Genomic DNA, 15,643 nt, shown 5'->3' with positions numbered 1-15,643 from the left:
GACGCTTGAGCAATTTGAGGGCTCCGCGCCCGACGCGCTTGCCCAAACCGAAACCGAGGAATATGAAAACCAGACCCGCAGACTCTCGTTATGAATGAGGGACCATCGGGGGGCAGGTCAGACGGTATCGTCGGCCGGGCTCACAAGCCGATCTGCGGCCGCTTCTCCCAGATCGGTGGGGGCAACCATGGGCAGTGCCAGATCGGCCGGAAAGAAGCTCGGCAGCTTTCCGCTTTCCAGTGCCGGACCCAGCATCCCCGCCCAGTTACTCATGTAATAAGCGCCACGATTGATTGCGGCCGGGATCGGCTGTGCGCGTAGCTTCTCTTCTAACTCGTGCAAAACCGTCAGGTCGCCGCAGCGTTCGCCGGCGCGCGCACCATAGGTCGAAGCGGCAACGACCTTCTCAAGGTCAGAACCGTCCAATGCCGTGATGATCGCCGCAACATTCGCGCGTTCTTCGACATCGGTGTCGCCGGACGGATCCGCCGGTGGATTGAGGAGGAAAGCGCGTGTGCCGGTGCGAAACGTAGCGCGCAGAGCGGCCACATCGCGGATATTCACGACCGCGACCTTGGCACCGGCCGCAGCCAGATCAGCAGCGTGTTCCGCATCACGCGTGACGACCGTAACCGGTTCGCCGCGTTTGAGCAGCGCGCGCGCCACGGCTGAACCGACTTGACCTGTTCCTCCGACAATGATGTGCATCCGAGCCTTCCTTCCATCTTGTTCGCTCGTGTCTGGTTAGCAGACAGGATCGACAGATGATGTCAGGAACAGATCAGATGTCAGCTTCTGGCTCTGCAGCGTGATACTCTGCGAGCAGGACACGGCGCGGCCTCGGCAACCTGTCTTCCAGAGCGTGAAACGAGGTGATCCGATCCAGACGGAAGTGCCTAAAAGCCTCCCGGCACTCACACCAGGCGACCATGATCTCTGTTTCAGCAAAAAAACCCAGCGCCGTCGGCCATACGATCCGCTCAGTCACCTGTTCTGATGTGTCGCGGTAGGTGATCCGGACTTTTCGCTCGCAAACTATCGCTTTTCGGACACGGCCGATCAGCTCCGCTTCATCACGGCCAGTTGGTCCGACCGCAAGTCCGTTGGTCCGCATCACGCGCTCGGTTTCGGGGTCGAGTATCGCAGCTATTTTTCCAAGCGTCGTCCCGGCTGCATCAGCAAGCTCCTGATCGGCGCGCTTGGCAACGAAACGCAACCCAAGGAGCAGGGCATCGGCTTCCAGATCCGTCAAGGCAAGCGGCGGTAGAAAGAACCCGGGCTTCAGGATGAAGCCGACACCCGCCTCGCCCTCAATGGGGGCGCCAAGTTCCCTTAACGTGCCAATATCGCGATAGATTGTGCGATCCGAGAGATCGAATTGGCGCGCCAATTCGATAGCCGTCACGGGTCGCTTTCGTACCCGAAGGGTTTGCAGAATGGCGAGAAGGCGACCCGTTCTTTTTGGCATTTTTGTTGTTTCAAGAACTTCCATTGCATTGAAATATTGGACCTAGGGTGTAGGCGCATTCGAGAAAGCTGTCCGGTCGCATTGACAGGTGAGCATAGTGAGGAGACTGGCAAGCGCGTCCTCATAGGCTCTTGCATCCGCCCCGGCATTGCAGGCGAGCACGGCCCTGTCGAACATCGCTGAGACAAGATCGGCGATCGTATCGACCTGTGCCGGCGGTGTGTCGGGTTGCAATGCGTCCTCGATGCCTTGGCGCAATTCTCGTCCCCCCGTTTCCAGATCAATCCGCCGCATTACCTCCGCTCCCAGAATGGCCGGACCATCGAGAAGCATCAAACGCACCCGATGGGGGTCCTGCATCGCGACAAAGTAGGATCTCGCACCCAGAAGCAGGGCGGCGTGCGGCGTTTCGGCACCGGATGAACCTTGCTCAATTTCCGCAGCTATCTGCGTGGCCTCCAGTTCCACGATCGCCTGGAACAAGGCCTTTTTGTCCTTGAAATGGTGGTAGAGTGCGCCGCGTGTCACACCTGCCCTTTCGACGACCTCGGGCGTGCCGGTCGCCGCGTAACCCTTCTCGAGAAACAGTTCACGCGCGGCCGCAAGCAGTACGCCTCGCGTCTCTTGGCTCCGGTCGGCGTTGGAACGTCGCTCTTGCATACATGCAGCCTGTATGTTATCTCACAAATACATACAGACAGTATGTTTATTTCAGTGGGAGCGCAAGCGATGAAAACGACGCAGTACTATCCGGTCCTTATGGTGGCGAATGTTGCCGAGGTCAGCGCCTTCTATCAGGTGCATTTTGGCTTCATCCCGCAGTTCAAGAGCGATTGGTATGTGCATCTCCAATCCAGCGCCGACGAAAAGGTCAACCTGGCCATCCTGGACGCCAATCACGAAACCATACCGAAAGACGCTCGGGGCAGCCTTGCTTCAGGATTGCTTCTGAACTTCGAGGTTCCTGATGTTGATGCGGTTTACGCGGAACTGACAACGAAGGACTTGCCAATCCTCCTAGCCTTGCGCGACGAGCCATTCGGCCAGCGGCACTTCATCACGCGCGACCCGGCTGGTGTGCTGCTTGACGTAATCACACCAATCCCACCAAGCGAGGAATTTCTGGCCCAATACCAGACCGACGCAGTGCCTAGCTAAGTCGAGCTTGTGTTTTGCGGTCGCTGCCAATGCGACGTTCAGTGGTTGGAGGCAAGAATAGTTGATCGGTTGGGTTCGGCAAGCCGACGAACTTCGAGCTTTGGCGAAGCGCATCGCCCCGACAAATGCGAAGACCTAGGAATTCGAGAAAAGCCTGCAATCAGAAGAAGTGCCGCGATTCCCAAGGCACCGAAGTGCGAACGTATGCACGAAGCGGAAGCGCCGCATCAGCGCGACCGCAGGCCATTCCTATGGCGTCACAATGGGTGGGAGGCCCAGCTTTTGGTTGGAAGTTGGTGCACCCGACAGGATTCGAACCTGTGGCCTTCGCCTTCGGAGGGCGACGCTCTATCCAGCTGAGCTACGGGTGCCTACCATGTCGCAACTGCTTACGCAGTGCTTACGTGAACTTTTCGCGAGTCAAAAGATCAGAACGAGGGCCTCGCAAATCCTTGTTCCTGTAGTCCTTTTTCGTCTCCTCTTTTTCGCGCGCCCTGTTGACATCTGCCTTCGGAGGGCAGCGCTCTATCCAGCTGAGCTACGGGTGCGTGCGGGCACGGATATAGGGCAATCGCCCGCCCCCCGCAATCGCTAATTCAGGCGAAAAGATCGTGGCACAACTCCAGCGCCTCGATCAGTTTGTCGACCTCTTCGATGGTGTTATACAGGCCAAAGGACGCGCGGCAGGTGGCCGAAACCCCCAGATGATCCATCAGCGGTCCCGCACAGTGATGGCCCGCGCGCACCGCGATACCCTTCTTGTCCAACACGGTGGAAATGTCGTGGGCATGGGCCGGGCCCTGCAGCGTGAACGAAAAGATCGCGCCCTTGGCCGCTGAATTCCCCTGCACATTCAGCCAGTTCAGCCCGTCCAGCCGTTGGCGCGCATAAGCGGTGATCGCGCGTTCATGGGCGGCGATGTTCGCCATCCCCAGCCCGGTCATGTAGTCCAGCGCCACGCCCATGCCGATCTGCTGCACGATGCCCGGCGTTCCGGCCTCGAACCGCATCGGCGGGGCGGCATAGCTTACGCTGTCCTTGTGGACCTCGCGGATCATATCGCCGCCGCCCAGAAAGGGGCGCATCTCGTTCATGCGGTCGCGGCGGATATGGATCGCGCCCGAACCCGAGGGACCGTAAAGCTTGTGCCCGGTGATCGCATAGAAATCGGCACCGATGTCATCGACATCGACCGGCAGATGCACCGCCGCCTGACTGCCGTCCAACAACACCGCCACACCGCTGGCACGCGCCGCCGCGACGATCGGTTTCACATCCACCACCGTGCCCAGAACGTTGGACATGTGGGTCAGTGCCAGCAGTTTGGTTTTCGGCCCGATCGCGTCGATCACCGCCTGCGGATCGAGATCGCCATTGGCATCCACATCCACCCATTTCAGCACAACGCCCTGACGTTCACGCAGGAAATGCCAGGGCACGATATTGGCGTGATGCTCCATCACGCTCAGCACGATCTCGTCGCCGGCCTGCAGCCGCGGCATCGCCCAGCCGTAAGCCACAAGGTTGATTCCCTCGGTCGTGCCCGAGGTAAAGACGATCTCGTCCTCGTCCTTTGCGCCCAGAAATCCCGCCACCTTGCCGCGCACGGCCTCGTATTTCTCGGTCGCGAGATTGCTCAGGTAATGCAGGCCGCGATGTACATTGGCGTATTCCATCGAATAGGCCGTCGTGATCGCATCGATCACCACCTGCGGCTTTTGCGCCGAGGCACCATTGTCCAGATAGACCAGCGGCTTGCCATTGACCTCGCGCGCGAGGATCGGAAAGTCGCGGCGGATCGCGGATACATCATACATCGGTCATCTCCGTCGGCAGGCCGATGCCCGCTAGGCTCAGAACAAAGACAAGGGCGAAGCCCAGCACCATCGCGGTGACCAGGATCATCAGGAACACCGGAAACAGCGCCCGGAACCCGTGCAGCACCGCCACGAAATTGGTCAAGAGCCACAGCGACAGCACCAGCGAAATCGGCCCCAGCAGCACCGCAAACAGCGGAAACACCACCATGAACAGAAGCTGCGCAGCCTGCAGGCACAGCATGATCATCTGCAGCCACAGGATCAGCCGCAGCGCACCCTCGAACGTGCCGTTACCGCCCATCAGCCGGCCCACGCGATAGGTGGCCTGAACCGTCAGCAGTGTCAGCGCGCCCAGAATGATCACCGTCAGGAACGGCGCGTCGCGGAACATCGGCAGCAACGGATCGGTCGGCGCAGGCATCAGCCGGTCGCCCAGATGCGTCATCAGCAGGCTGACAATCACCACCAGCGCCAGCGCCTGCCACAGTGCCTCGCGCGGCAGCGGCAGGGACAACACCCGGCGCGCGCCCTCTTTGGGGTCCCTCAGCGTGTCGCGCATCAGCACGAACAGGGATTTCAGGCTGTCATTCATCGCGCCTCTCTCAGCCCTCGGGGGCGGTTTCCGCCTCACGCAGCGTCGCCGCCCAGATATAGAGGAAGCATCCCGCCAGCAGAAGGGCCACGGCGCTGTGCGCCGGCCCCTTTCCGATGAACCCGGCCACCAGCCCATAGAACAGCCACAGCGGCGCCACCGACAGCAGGGTCCAGAACAGCGCCATCCGCACCGAAAACCAACTGCCCGCCCCGCCCAGCAGCCGCGCCGCAAGATGCGTGAGCGCCGCGATGGCGTAAAACAGCAGCGGCGCGATGAACAGCCAGCCCAGCAAGGCCCCGCCGATCCGCGCGTCCAGCGGCACCGACGGGTCCAGATGGGCCTGCCGGGCCAGGTGCGGCAGGGCCGAAACGAAGATCAACAGACAGGCGACGAACAGATAGATCAGCGCCCGATCCTCGCGCGTACCGGCATCGAGCTGGCGGCGCAGCACGGCACGCGGCGCACGATAGGTGCGCAGGATTTCCTGTGTGACCGCCATTCAGCCGCGACGCCGCGCAAGCCAGGATTCCAGCCGGCGCAGAATCTCTGCCGCGATCTGCGCATCGCTGATTTCGTCGATCGCCTCGGCCAGAAAGGACAGCGTCAGAAGATCGGTCGCCTCGCCCGCGGGCACCCCGCGCGAGCGCAGATAGAACAGCGCCTCTTCATCGATCGCGCCGGTGGTCGAGCCATGCGAACAGGCCACGTCATCGGCATAAATCTCCAGCTCGGGCTTGGCCAGGAACTGCGCGTCCTCATCCAGCAGCAGCGCCTGACTGATCTGATAGCCGTCGGTCTTCTGCGCCCCCGCCTTGACCAGGATCTTGCCCTGAAACACGCCGGTCGCACCGTTGCGCAACACCTTCTTGAACACCTGGCGGCTTTCGCAATTCACCGCGTCATGGGTGATGAACACCGTGTCGTCATGGTGGAAATCGCCGTCCCCCATCGCCACGCCCGCCACATGGGCGCTGGCATTGTCGCCAGTCAGCTCGATCACCGCCTCGTTGCGGGTCAGAACGCCATTGGCGGTCATGGTGAAGGTTTTCAGCAGGCTTTCGGCACCCAGCCGGGCAAAAAGATGCGTCACCGCGCGGCGTTCGTGATCGCGGCCCTGGGCGCGGATATGGTGAAAGCGCGCGCCATCGGCCACGTCCACCTCCATCACCTTGTTGAACCGCGCAGCCGCCGGGCCGTTTTCCAGCAGCGTCAGTTCGGCACCCTCTTCCAGCTTGATGACATGATGCAGGATCGCGTCGGATACATCTGATTTATGAAGATAAATCAGCCTAATCGGCTGGGTGACCCGGCCGGTGACACGGATCATGACCCCATCGGTGGCGCAGGCGGTGTTGAGCGTGGCAAGCGGGCGCTGCACCGGCGACTGACCGCGCGCCTCAAGCACACCGTAGACGTCCCGCGCCCAGTGGATATCGGCCTGCGCGGCGGTGCGCAGGCGGTCGATCTCAACCCCGTCCAGACCGGTCGTATCGTCCGAGGCATCGGCGTCGAACACACCGTCCACGAAGACCAGCTTCAGCGCGTCCATCCCGTCATAGATCGGCGTGTCATCCGTGGCATGGAACACCGCCGCCGGGGCGGCCTGCAGCGCGTTCAAACTGTCGGGGGCGGTATATTTCCAGTACTCGTCGCGTCGCCCCGGCAGACCCATCGCCCGCAGCCGCGCCAGCGCGTCCTGCTGCGCCGCGCCCAGCCAAGCCGCGCCCGGCAGCAGCGTCAGCGCCGCCAGCCGCGCCTCGGCGGCGTCCAGTTTCGCCTGCGGCAAGGCCATTACGCCACCTCCGCCAGAATATCGGCATAGCCGTTATGCTCGACCTCCAGCGCCAGTTCGGGGCCGCCGGTCTTCACGATGCGGCCCGCCGCCATGATATGCACTACGTCGGGGCGGATATGATCAAGAAGCCGTTGATAATGCGTGATAACCAGGAAAGACCGGTTTGCGTCGCGCAGCGCGTTCACACCTTCGGCGACCAGTTTCATCGCGTCCACGTCCAGACCGCTGTCGGCCTCGTCCAGGATGCACATCCTGGGCTGCAGCATCGCCATCTGAAGAATCTCGTTGCGCTTCTTTTCGCCGCCGGAAAAGCCGGTATTGACGGCGCGTTTCAGCATCTCGGGGTCGATCTTCAGCGCCTTGGCCCGGGCCCGGAATTCACGCAGAAAATCGGTCGCGCTCATTTCCTCTTCGCCGCGGGCCTTGCGCTGCGCGTTCACGGCGGTGCGCAGGAAGGTCATGTTGCCCACGCCGGGGATTTCGACCGGATACTGGAACGCCAGGAACAGCCCGGCCGCGGCGCGCTCTTCGGGTTCCAGCGCCAGCAGATCCTGCCCCAGCAGCGTGGCCGACCCTTCGGTCACCTGATAGCCATCCTTGCCCGACAGCACATAGCTGAGCGTGGATTTGCCAGAGCCGTTCGGCCCCATGATCGCATGCACTTTGCCCGCCTCGACCGTCAGATCGACACCCTTGAGGATGACCTTGTCCTCATCCTTAAGCTTGACGTGCAGGTTTTTGATTTCCAACATTTTCTTTTCCTTGAACTCTCAGCGCCCATCGGCGGTGGCGGCACGCAGCCGGCCAGCCCGCCGGGCGTTTACATATGGGTCGGGACCTTCACAGGGCCCCGCTCAGGCGCAGCACGACCGAAAGCGCCAGCGCCAGCAGACCCGCCGCAAGCGCGGTCAGCGCGACATTGCCGCCGATCAGCCCCTCGGTCTTGCCAGCCCTCTTGCGCAGGGTCAGCCCGAAGGCGGTGCCAAGCGCCGTGCCGATCCCGATTCCGGCCGATTGGGTCACCGCCGCCATGATCACCGCGCCGGTCATCCGACCGACCCTTCCAGGCTGATCGCCACCAGCTGCTGCGCCTCCATGGCAAACTCCATCGGCAGCGCCTGCAACACCTCCTTGCAGAAACCGTTGACCACCAGCGCCACCGCCGCTTCCTCGTCCATCCCGCGCGAGCGGCAATAGAACAGCTGATCGTCGTCCACCTTGCTGGTGGTCGCCTCATGCTCGACCCGGCTGCTGTTGTTGCGCACCTCGATATAGGGCACCGTATGCGCGCCGCAGTCGTTGCCGATCAGCAGGCTGTCGCACTGGGTATAATTGCGGCTGTTCTTGGCCTTGGGGTGCATCGACACCAGCCCACGATAGGTATTCTGCGCGCGGCCCGCGCTGATCCCCTTGGACACGATGCGCGAGCGGGTGTTCCGACCCAGGTGAATCATCTTGGTGCCGGTATCGGCCTGCTGCATGTTGTTGGTAATGGCGATGGAATAGAACTCGCCCTGGCTCTCATTGCCGCGCAGGATGCAGGACGGGTATTTCCAGGTCACGGCGCTGCCGGTTTCCACCTGGGTCCACATCACCTTGGCCCGGTCACCCCGGCAATCGGCGCGCTTGGTGACGAAGTTATAGATGCCACCCTTGCCGTTCTCGTCGCCCGGATACCAGTTCTGCACCGTGGAATATTTCACCTCGGCGTCTTCCTCGATCACGATCTCGACCACAGCGGCATGAAGCTGCGCGATGTCGCGCTGGGGCGCGGTGCACCCTTCCAGATAGGACACATAGCTGCCCTTGTCGGCGATGATCAGCGTGCGCTCGAACTGACCGGTGTTTTCAGCGTTGATGCGGAAATAGGTGGACAGCTCCATCGGGCAGCGCACGCCGGGCGGCACATAGACGAACGAGCCGTCCGAGAATACGGCCGAGTTCAGCGTGGCATAGAAATTGTCCGATTGCGGCACGACCGAACCCAGATATTTCCTCACCAGCTCGGGATGCTCGCGGATCGCCTCGGAGATCGAGCAGAAGATTACCCCGGCCTTCTTCAGCTCGGCCTGAAACGTGGTGCCCACCGAAACGCTGTCGAACACCGCATCCACCGCGACCTTGCGACCCTCGGCGGGGGCATCCTCGGCCCCGTCGACACCGGCCAGGATCATCTGTTCCTTCAGCGGAATCCCCAGCTTTTCATAGGTCGCCAGCAGTGCCGGATCGACCTCGTCCAGCGACTTGGGCTTCACGTCCATGCTTTTCGGGCGGGCATAGTAATACTGATCCTGAAAGTCGATCTCGGGATAGTTCACCATCGCCCAGCTCGGCTCTTCCATCTGCTGCCAGCGGCGGAACGCCGCCAGGCGCCAGTCGGTCATCCATTCGGGCTCTTCGTTCTTGGCCGAGATCAGGCGCACGATGTCCTCGTTCAACCCCTTGGGGGCATAGTCCATCTCGATCTCGGTTTCCCAGCCGTATTTATACTTGCCGGCCATCGACCGGACGGCCTCGACGGTTTCCCGGTCGACACCTTCCTTGACCTGCGTTTCCTCGACATGCGTCATGTCTGTTCCTTTCCTCGCGCCATCGGCGCGGCGTCCTGTTCGCGTCTTGATCACGCCGCGCGGGCGCAGAATTTCCTGTGTTTCGCCAGCCAGGTATCGGCAAAGCGAAGGATGTCATCCTCACTCGTGTCGGGGCCAAGCGAGACCCGGATCGCGGCCCCCGCCACATCGTCGCCAAAGCCCATCGCCCGCAACACGCGGCTGGCCCGGACCTTGCCGCTGGAACAGGCCGACCCGGCCGAAATGGCAAAGCCCGCCAGATCCATCTGCATCACCTGGGTCTCGCCTTTCCAGCCCGGCGCAGCAAAGCAGGCGGTGTTGGGCAGGCGCGGTGCGCCTTTTCCGACTGAAATAGTCTTATTTGCGCCGGCCGCAATGGCCTCTTCCAGCATATCGCGGCGTTCCGCAACGTTATCCCAGACGCCATCGGCCAGATCGCGCGCCGCCGCCTCCGCCGCGGCCCCGAACCCGGCAATGCCGATCACATTCTCGGTGCCCGCACGGCGGCCCATCTCCTGCCCGCCGCCCCGGATCTGCGCCGGCAGATCGATACCGCGCTTCAACACCAGCGCACCGACGCCCTTGGGCCCGCCCAGCTTGTGCGCAGAAATCAGCGCCATGTCCGCCCCCAGCCAGTTGAAGGCCAGCGGCAGCTTGCCGAACGCCTGCGTCATGTCCGACACCGCCAGCCCCGCGGGCAAATCCTGAACGATCCCGGTCTCGGAATTCGCCAGTTGCACACAGCTTTGCGCCGGATCCGCCACCTCGACCCGCCCGGCCGCGTCCACCGGCAGATCGCCCTGCACCCAGGCCGCCACCGCGTCATGCTCGATCCCGCCGGCACGAAGACCGCGCCCGGCCAGCGCCAGTGCCGCGGCCTCGCTGGCCGACGCGGTGAATACCACCTCCGCCCCCTCGGCGCCAAAGGCCGCCGCAACCTGCGCGCGGGCCCGTTCGACCAACGCCTTGGCCACGCGGCCCTCGGCATGAACCGACGACGGGTTGCCCACCACATCCATCGCCGCGATCATCGCCGCGCGCGCCTCGGGCCGCAAAGGCGTCGTGGCGTTATGGTCCAGATAGACCCGGCCGCTCATCCCTGCCCCCTGGCTTCTTCTCGGCGCCAATACTCCCGCCGGAGGCACCGCGCGCCGTCAGGCGCGCCAACCACAAGACGTGCCGCGGCACGCGGCGCCGTTCGGACAGACCCACTCATGCCTCGTCCACCACGGTAAACAGCGTCGGCACCGCGGGGCACGGCGTCAAATCGTTGCGGATCACATCCGACAGCCTGGTCTGATGCAGGAACACATAGACATGCGCGCTCAGCCCTTCCCACAGCCGGTTGGTCAGCGATTGCGCGCGGCTGCCCGACACCCCGCCCGACGCCCCCGCGCCGGTATGCATCGCGCTGACGGTCTCATCCACGGCGCACAGGACATCAGCGACCCGGATCTCCGCCGGCGGCTTGGCCAGACGATACCCGCCACCCGGCCCGCGCACCGATTCCACCAGCCCGGCCCGGCGCAGCTTGACGAAAAGCTGCTCCAGATAGGGCAGGGAAATGTCCTGCCGCTTCGAAATCTCGGCCAGAGAGGTCAGCGCGCCCCCGGGCTGCAGCGCCAGATCGGCCAGCGCAACCATGGCATAGCGTCCTTTGGTGCTGAGTTTCATAGGCTAAGCCTTTGCAAATGGTTGACGAGGGGCAGAAGGGTCATTACCTCCCTTATCCACCCGAAACCGACCGTCAAGGCCGGATTTAGAATTGTTCTAGGTTGTCCGAGCGAATTCGTCAAGAATTCCATTCCGGGCCCCCGCAGTCAAAGAGACATATATGCCCGAGGTCATCTTTCCCGGCCCCGAAGGACGGCTTGAAGGCCGCTATCATCCGCAAAAGGAAAAAGACGCGCCGATCGCGATCATCCTGCACCCGCATCCGCAATTCGGGGGCACGATGAACAACAAGGTGGTCTACAACCTGCATTACGCCTTCTACAACATGGGCTTCACCGTGTTGCGGTTCAACTTCCGCGGCGTTGGCCGCAGCCAGGGCGAATACGATCAGGGCATCGGCGAACTGTCCGATGCGGCCTCGGCGCTGGATTACCTGCAATCGATGAACCAGAACGCCAAGCATTGCTGGGTCGCGGGCTTCAGCTTCGGTGCGTGGATCGGCATGCAGCTTCTGATGCGCCGGCCGGAAATCACCGGATTCGTCTCGGTCTCGCCGCCGGCCAACATGTATGATTTCTCGTTCCTGGCGCCCTGCCCCAGCTCGGGTCTGATCATCAACGGCACGGCCGACCGCGTGGCGCCACCCGCCGACACCCATGCGCTGGTCGGCAAGCTGCACGAGCAAAAGGGCATCACCATCACCCATGAAGAGGTCGAAGGCGCCGGGCATTTCTTCGAAGAGCCGCATATGGACACGATGATTTCCACCGTGGATCAATATGTGCGGCGTCGCCTGACCGAAACGACGCGCTGAGCGGGGGCGATATGGGCGTTGTCGAAGATCTGGCCGATGCACTGGCGAAGGACGCAATCGAGGCGGCTGAAAAGCTGGGCGACGACAACCTGATCCGCGACTTGTCGGATGTGCTCGAGGCCGCCTCGACCACCACGCAAGAGGCATTCATGACCGCGATTCGCGTCCGTCTGGCCGCGGCGCGCGGACGCAAATTCCTCGATGACCGGATCCGCGCCGCCCAGGCAGCCCAGACCACCAAACCGGGCACGCCCGGATGAGCGAACGGCTGTCGCAGCAGATGGCCTTTCTGGCCGAGGCCGACAAGCTGAAATCGGTGCTGCGCGCCTCGTCCCTGACCGACAATTCGCGGCGCGAAAACTCGGGCGAGCACAGCTGGCATGTGGCGCTGTTCGCGCTGACGCTGGCCGACCATGCCGCGCCCGAAGTGCGGATCGACCGGGTGATCCGGATGCTGTTGATCCACGATCTGGTCGAGATCGACGCCGGCGACGCGCCGATCCACGGCAGCCATGACACAGCCGCGCTGGAACAGGCCGAGCGGGACGCCGCCCGCCGCCTGTTCGGGCTGCTGCCCGATGACATCGCGGCCGAGTTTCACACCCTGTGGGAAGAATTCGAAGCCGCCGAAACCCCCGACGCCGTGTTCGCCAAGACCGTCGACCGCACCCAGCCGGTAATTCAGAACCTGGCCAATGGCGGCGGCAGCTGGCTGGACTATGATGTGACCGAACAGCAGATCGCGGATCGTGTGGGCCATAAGGTCGCCCGCGGATCGCCCCCGATTTGGGCGCATCTGCGCCAGCGTGTGGCGGAACATTTCGCGAATCGCGGCAAGGGATAGGCGTCGGTCGCGCCGCGCTCAGTATACCTTTGCATACCACCTTCCCCACATGCCCGGTTTGCGCTATGACGCCTGCAAGCGATTCACTCAACTCAAGAGGGCCAGCGCATGACCAAGATCAAAGTCGAAAACCCCGTCGTCGAACTTGACGGCGACGAGATGACCCGGATCATCTGGGACTTCATCAAGAAGAAACTGATCCTGCCCTATCTCGACATCGACCTGCTGTATTACGATCTGGGCATCGAGGAGCGCGACCGCACCGACGACCAGATCACCGTGGACGCCGCCGAGAAGATCAAGGAAATCGGCGTCGGCGTGAAATGCGCCACCATCACCCCCGATGAGGCACGGGTGGAGGAATTCGGGCTCAAGCGCATGTACCGCTCGCCCAACGGCACGATCCGCAACATCCTGGGCGGCGTCATCTTCCGCCAGCCGATCATCTGCAACAACGTGCCGCGCCTTGTTCCGGGCTGGACCAAGCCGATCGTCGTCGGCCGCCATGCCTTCGGCGATCAGTACCGCGCCACCGATTTCCTGTTCCCCGGCGCGGGCAAGCTGACGATCAAATTCGTCGGCGAGGACGGCACCGAGATCGAGAAAGAGGTGTTCGACGCGCCCTCCTCCGGTGTCACCATGGCGATGTACAACCTCGACAGCTCGATCATCGACTTCGCCCGCGCCTCGATGAACTATGGTCTCAGCCTCGGCTGGCCGGTGTACCTGTCGACCAAGAACACCATCCTCAAGGCCTATGACGGCCGCTTCAAGGATCTGTTCCAGAAGGTCTATGAGGAAGAGTTCGAAGAGAAGTTCAAGGCCGCCGGCATCACCTATGAGCACCGCCTGATCGACGACATGGTCGCCTGCGCCATGAAGTGGAACGGCGGCTATGTCTGGGCCTGCAAGAACTACGATGGCGACGTGCAGTCGGATACCGTGGCGCAGGGCTTCGGCTCGCTCGGCCTGATGACCTCGGTCCTGATGACGCCCGACGGCAAAACGGTCGAGGCAGAGGCCGCCCACGGCACCGTCACCCGCCACTATCGCCAGCACCAGAAGGGCGAGGAAACCTCGACCAACTCGATCGCGTCGATCTACGCCTGGACCGGTGGCCTGAAGCACCGCGCCAAGCTGGACGGCAACGACGCGCTGATGAACTTTGCCGAGACGCTGGAAAAGGTCGTGGTGGACACGGTCGAAAGCGGCTTCATGACCAAGGATCTGGCGCTGCTGGTCGGCCCCGATCAGAAATGGCTGACCACGATGGGCTTCCTGGAAAAGGTCGACGCCAACCTGAACAAGGCGCTGGCCGGCTAAGCCACCAGCCCAATACGCAAAACACGGAAAAGCCGGGGCATTCCCCGGCTTTTTTCGTCGCAGGTCGAGCCGGGGCAAGGCCTGCGCGGCCCACAGGGGTGACTGTGGCAAAGCCCTATATAATTTGCGCAAGATCAAAGCAGCGTATTTTCAAGCTGCTAGCGTACACATACAGGGAGCATATTGGATAAAGTTGGACATCGTAAATATATCCACATAGCATCCCCGGAACGCACTTTTTAAAGGAGACCCAAAGAATGAATACTCGTATTGCTTTCGTGGCGATTGCCCTGACGTTCATGGTGGCTGGCTGCGCGACGGATCGCTATCCGATCTCTGACGAAATTTGCAGCCCGACCGACCCGGTGCAGTCGGTGCCGGCCGACTGCTCGCTGCCCGGCTAAGGGCGGCGTCTGATCCGACGCGACTGCCGGGCTTCGGCACCAATCGGGGCGGGACAGCATTCCCGCCCCGTCAGTGGTTGATCCGTCAGCCCGGCCCTTGCCGCCGCGGCACTTTCTTTTTACCCTCTGGACAATTTCGCCGTCCTGCCCGAAACCTTGCCCATGCTGCTTGGATCGCCCCCCGCCGACCGCCACACCCCGCTGGAAGACGCCCAGAGCCTGCTGGTGGGGACCCTGCTGGTGGCGCTGTCGGTGCATCTGCTGCACAGTTCGGGCTTCATCACCGGTCAGATCGCCGGGCTGTCGTTGTTGCTGTCCTATGTCACCGGCTGGAACTTCGGCGCCTTCTTCTTTGTGCTCAACCTGCCGTTCTACTGGCTGGCGCTGCGCCGCATGGGCTGGGCCTTCACGCTCAAGACCTTCTGTGCGGTGGGGCTGATGTCGCTGTTCACAGAACTGCTGCCCCGCCTGATCAGCTTCGAGCGGCTTGATCCCGCCGCCGCCGCCATTCTGGCCGGGATCACGGCGGGGGCCGGCCTGCTGGCGCTGTTCCGGCATGGCGCCAGCCTGGGCGGGGTCGGCATCGTGGGGCTGTATCTGCAGGACAAGACCGGGTTCAAGGCAGGCTGGACGCAGTTGATCTTCGACGCCTGCGTGTTCATCCTGGCGCTGTTCCTGTTCCCGATCGCGACGGTGCTCTATTCGCTGCTTGGCGCGGTGGTGCTGAACATCATCATCGCCACCAATCACCGCCGCGACCGCTATATCGCCCGCTAAGGCCCCGCCCCATGCCCTCACATTACGTCTTTCTGCTGATTGCCGTCGTGACTGAAACCATCGGCACCACCGCCCTTCAGGCCAGCCACCAGCTGACCCGACTGGTGCCCACGGCCATCATGCTGAGCGGTTATACCCTGTCCTTCTATTTCATGTCGCTGGCGCTGAAGACCCTGCCGCTGGGCGTGGTTTATGCCACCTGGTCGGGCCTTGGCATCGTGCTGATCGCCGGGATGGGCTGGCTGCTGTTCGGACAGCGCATCGACCTTCCCGCTGCACTTGGCATGGCATTGATCATCGGCGGGATCGTCATCATCCACCTCTTCTCGACGGCCACACCGCACTAACCGGCGTTTCACTCTGGCCTTTTGCTGGCGCAGCATGTATCGCGGCGCCAACTT

At 62.6% G+C, this 15,643-nt stretch carries 20 protein-coding genes and 1 tRNA gene; 8 read left to right on the top strand and 13 right to left on the bottom strand.

The genetic code is table 11. The features are described 5' to 3' along the window. Positions 1–117 precede the first annotated feature (117 nt). The 3 genes from ACSR1C_RS11695 to ACSR1C_RS11685 form a co-directional block, all read right to left on the bottom strand. Entirely contained in the window at positions 118–708 is a 591-nt protein-coding gene (locus ACSR1C_RS11695; protein ID WP_460259297.1) for an NmrA family NAD(P)-binding protein, read from the bottom strand. Positions 709–781: 73 nt separating this feature from the next. Continuing rightward, the gene (locus ACSR1C_RS11690) at positions 782–1,468 is read right to left on the bottom strand and encodes a helix-turn-helix transcriptional regulator (RefSeq protein ID WP_462596925.1); all 687 of its coding nucleotides are present in this window, start codon (positions 1,466–1,468) and stop codon (positions 782–784) included. A gap of 42 nt (positions 1,469–1,510) precedes the next feature. After that, positions 1,511–2,128: a TetR/AcrR family transcriptional regulator gene (locus ACSR1C_RS11685; RefSeq protein WP_460259299.1), complete on the bottom strand. Its 618-nt coding sequence runs from the start codon at positions 2,126–2,128 to the stop codon at positions 1,511–1,513. A gap of 69 nt (positions 2,129–2,197) precedes the next feature. On the opposite strand from ACSR1C_RS11685, the gene ACSR1C_RS11680 reads away from it, so the two are divergent. Beyond that, positions 2,198–2,626 (top strand): VOC family protein, encoded by a 429-nt coding sequence (locus tag ACSR1C_RS11680; RefSeq protein ID WP_460259300.1) that lies wholly within the window; start codon positions 2,198–2,200, stop codon positions 2,624–2,626. Between the two features lie 294 nt (positions 2,627–2,920). Here ACSR1C_RS11680 and ACSR1C_RS11675 read toward each other — a convergent pair. The 10 genes from ACSR1C_RS11675 to iscR all read right to left on the bottom strand — a co-directional run bounded on the left by ACSR1C_RS11675 (position 2,921) and on the right by iscR (position 11,080). Continuing rightward, positions 2,921–2,997: transfer RNA gene (locus ACSR1C_RS11675), tRNA-Arg, on the bottom strand. A gap of 225 nt (positions 2,998–3,222) precedes the next feature. Next, a complete protein-coding gene (locus ACSR1C_RS11670; RefSeq protein WP_460259301.1) occupies positions 3,223–4,443 on the bottom strand; it encodes a cysteine desulfurase in 1,221 nt (406 codons plus the stop codon). Further along, positions 4,436–5,038: a Yip1 family protein gene (locus ACSR1C_RS11665; protein ID WP_460259302.1), complete on the bottom strand. Its 603-nt coding sequence runs from the start codon at positions 5,036–5,038 to the stop codon at positions 4,436–4,438. Before ACSR1C_RS11665 ends, ACSR1C_RS11670 begins: the two co-directional genes overlap by 8 nt. Before the next feature lie 10 nt (positions 5,039–5,048). Then, positions 5,049–5,540 (bottom strand): YIP1 family protein, encoded by a 492-nt coding sequence (locus tag ACSR1C_RS11660; RefSeq protein ID WP_460259303.1) that lies wholly within the window; start codon positions 5,538–5,540, stop codon positions 5,049–5,051. Next, entirely contained in the window at positions 5,541–6,833 is a 1,293-nt protein-coding gene (gene sufD / locus ACSR1C_RS11655; protein WP_460259304.1) for a Fe-S cluster assembly protein SufD, read from the bottom strand. It lies immediately after the preceding gene. Further along, positions 6,833–7,588, bottom strand: a complete 756-nt coding sequence (gene sufC, locus ACSR1C_RS11650; protein WP_460259305.1) for a Fe-S cluster assembly ATPase SufC — start codon at positions 7,586–7,588, stop codon at positions 6,833–6,835. Before sufC ends, sufD begins: the two co-directional genes overlap by 1 nt. 88 nt (positions 7,589–7,676) lie before the next feature. Continuing rightward, a complete protein-coding gene (locus ACSR1C_RS11645; RefSeq protein WP_460259306.1) occupies positions 7,677–7,886 on the bottom strand; it encodes a hypothetical protein in 210 nt (69 codons plus the stop codon). Next, on the bottom strand, positions 7,883–9,406 hold the full coding sequence (gene sufB, locus ACSR1C_RS11640; protein ID WP_460259307.1) for a Fe-S cluster assembly protein SufB: 1,524 nt from the start codon (positions 9,404–9,406) through the stop codon (positions 7,883–7,885). The genes ACSR1C_RS11645 and sufB overlap by 4 nt, the downstream gene beginning before the upstream one ends. A gap of 50 nt (positions 9,407–9,456) precedes the next feature. Then, positions 9,457–10,503: a cysteine desulfurase family protein gene (locus tag ACSR1C_RS11635; protein WP_460259308.1), complete on the bottom strand. Its 1,047-nt coding sequence runs from the start codon at positions 10,501–10,503 to the stop codon at positions 9,457–9,459. Between the two features lie 115 nt (positions 10,504–10,618). Then, positions 10,619–11,080, bottom strand: coding sequence for a Fe-S cluster assembly transcriptional regulator IscR (iscR, locus tag ACSR1C_RS11630; RefSeq protein ID WP_460259309.1), 462 nt, complete (start codon positions 11,078–11,080; stop codon positions 10,619–10,621). A gap of 160 nt (positions 11,081–11,240) precedes the next feature. On the opposite strand from iscR, the gene ACSR1C_RS11625 reads away from it, so the two are divergent. From ACSR1C_RS11625 to ACSR1C_RS11595, 7 genes are all read left to right on the top strand, one after another. Further along, on the top strand, positions 11,241–11,894 hold the full coding sequence (locus tag ACSR1C_RS11625) for an alpha/beta hydrolase (RefSeq protein ID WP_460259310.1): 654 nt from the start codon (positions 11,241–11,243) through the stop codon (positions 11,892–11,894). An 11-nt stretch (positions 11,895–11,905) separates the two neighbouring features. Continuing rightward, a complete protein-coding gene (locus ACSR1C_RS11620) occupies positions 11,906–12,154 on the top strand; it encodes a hypothetical protein (protein ID WP_460259311.1) in 249 nt (82 codons plus the stop codon). Next, positions 12,151–12,738: an HD domain-containing protein gene (locus ACSR1C_RS11615; protein WP_460259312.1), complete on the top strand. Its 588-nt coding sequence runs from the start codon at positions 12,151–12,153 to the stop codon at positions 12,736–12,738. Before ACSR1C_RS11620 ends, ACSR1C_RS11615 begins: the two co-directional genes overlap by 4 nt. A 108-nt stretch (positions 12,739–12,846) precedes the next feature. Continuing rightward, positions 12,847–14,061 carry an NADP-dependent isocitrate dehydrogenase gene (locus ACSR1C_RS11610; RefSeq protein ID WP_460259313.1) on the top strand — a complete coding sequence of 405 codons (1,215 nt, stop codon included), beginning with the start codon at positions 12,847–12,849 and terminating at the stop codon, positions 14,059–14,061. 257 nt (positions 14,062–14,318) lie between these two features. Continuing rightward, the gene (locus ACSR1C_RS11605; protein WP_460259314.1) at positions 14,319–14,465 is read left to right on the top strand and encodes a hypothetical protein; all 147 of its coding nucleotides are present in this window, start codon (positions 14,319–14,321) and stop codon (positions 14,463–14,465) included. A 162-nt stretch (positions 14,466–14,627) separates the two neighbouring features. Continuing rightward, positions 14,628–15,242, top strand: a complete 615-nt coding sequence (locus tag ACSR1C_RS11600; protein WP_460259315.1) for a YitT family protein — start codon at positions 14,628–14,630, stop codon at positions 15,240–15,242. Positions 15,243–15,253: 11 nt separating this feature from the next. Beyond that, positions 15,254–15,589, top strand: coding sequence for a DMT family transporter (locus ACSR1C_RS11595; protein ID WP_460259316.1), 336 nt, complete (start codon positions 15,254–15,256; stop codon positions 15,587–15,589). Positions 15,590–15,643: the final 54 nt, after the last annotated feature.

Source organism: Actibacterium sp. D185-2 (assembly GCF_054954595.1).
Note: the sequence above shows the minus strand (reverse complement) of the source record. Positions and strands in the feature narration are given on the sequence as shown.

What these genes read in the sequence shown, in the direction of transcription:
- ACSR1C_RS11690 (WP_462596925.1), bottom strand. Translation starts at nt 1,468, where the DNA reads ATGCCAAAAAGAACGGGTCGCCTTCTCGCCATTCTGCAAACCCTTCGG.
- ACSR1C_RS11680 (WP_460259300.1), top strand. Translation starts at nt 2,198, where the DNA reads ATGAAAACGACGCAGTACTATCCGGTCCTTATGGTGGCGAATGTTGCC.
- ACSR1C_RS11635 (WP_460259308.1), bottom strand. Translation starts at nt 10,503, where the DNA reads ATGAGCGGCCGGGTCTATCTGGACCATAACGCCACGACGCCTTTGCGG.
- sufD (WP_460259304.1), bottom strand. Translation starts at nt 6,833, where the DNA reads ATGGCCTTGCCGCAGGCGAAACTGGACGCCGCCGAGGCGCGGCTGGCG.
- ACSR1C_RS11615 (WP_460259312.1), top strand. Translation starts at nt 12,151, where the DNA reads ATGAGCGAACGGCTGTCGCAGCAGATGGCCTTTCTGGCCGAGGCCGAC.
- ACSR1C_RS11660 (WP_460259303.1), bottom strand. Translation starts at nt 5,540, where the DNA reads ATGGCGGTCACACAGGAAATCCTGCGCACCTATCGTGCGCCGCGTGCC.
- sufB (WP_460259307.1), bottom strand. Translation starts at nt 9,406, where the DNA reads ATGACGCATGTCGAGGAAACGCAGGTCAAGGAAGGTGTCGACCGGGAA.
- ACSR1C_RS11605 (WP_460259314.1), top strand. Translation starts at nt 14,319, where the DNA reads ATGAATACTCGTATTGCTTTCGTGGCGATTGCCCTGACGTTCATGGTG.
- iscR (WP_460259309.1), bottom strand. Translation starts at nt 11,080, where the DNA reads ATGAAACTCAGCACCAAAGGACGCTATGCCATGGTTGCGCTGGCCGAT.
- ACSR1C_RS11695 (WP_460259297.1), bottom strand. Translation starts at nt 708, where the DNA reads ATGCACATCATTGTCGGAGGAACAGGTCAAGTCGGTTCAGCCGTGGCG.
- ACSR1C_RS11645 (WP_460259306.1), bottom strand. Translation starts at nt 7,886, where the DNA reads ATGACCGGCGCGGTGATCATGGCGGCGGTGACCCAATCGGCCGGAATC.
- ACSR1C_RS11625 (WP_460259310.1), top strand. Translation starts at nt 11,241, where the DNA reads ATGCCCGAGGTCATCTTTCCCGGCCCCGAAGGACGGCTTGAAGGCCGC.
- ACSR1C_RS11595 (WP_460259316.1), top strand. Translation starts at nt 15,254, where the DNA reads ATGCCCTCACATTACGTCTTTCTGCTGATTGCCGTCGTGACTGAAACC.
- sufC (WP_460259305.1), bottom strand. Translation starts at nt 7,588, where the DNA reads ATGTTGGAAATCAAAAACCTGCACGTCAAGCTTAAGGATGAGGACAAG.
- ACSR1C_RS11620 (WP_460259311.1), top strand. Translation starts at nt 11,906, where the DNA reads ATGGGCGTTGTCGAAGATCTGGCCGATGCACTGGCGAAGGACGCAATC.
- ACSR1C_RS11670 (WP_460259301.1), bottom strand. Translation starts at nt 4,443, where the DNA reads ATGTATGATGTATCCGCGATCCGCCGCGACTTTCCGATCCTCGCGCGC.
- ACSR1C_RS11665 (WP_460259302.1), bottom strand. Translation starts at nt 5,038, where the DNA reads ATGAATGACAGCCTGAAATCCCTGTTCGTGCTGATGCGCGACACGCTG.
- ACSR1C_RS11600 (WP_460259315.1), top strand. Translation starts at nt 14,628, where the DNA reads ATGCTGCTTGGATCGCCCCCCGCCGACCGCCACACCCCGCTGGAAGAC.
- ACSR1C_RS11685 (WP_460259299.1), bottom strand. Translation starts at nt 2,128, where the DNA reads ATGCAAGAGCGACGTTCCAACGCCGACCGGAGCCAAGAGACGCGAGGC.
- ACSR1C_RS11610 (WP_460259313.1), top strand. Translation starts at nt 12,847, where the DNA reads ATGACCAAGATCAAAGTCGAAAACCCCGTCGTCGAACTTGACGGCGAC.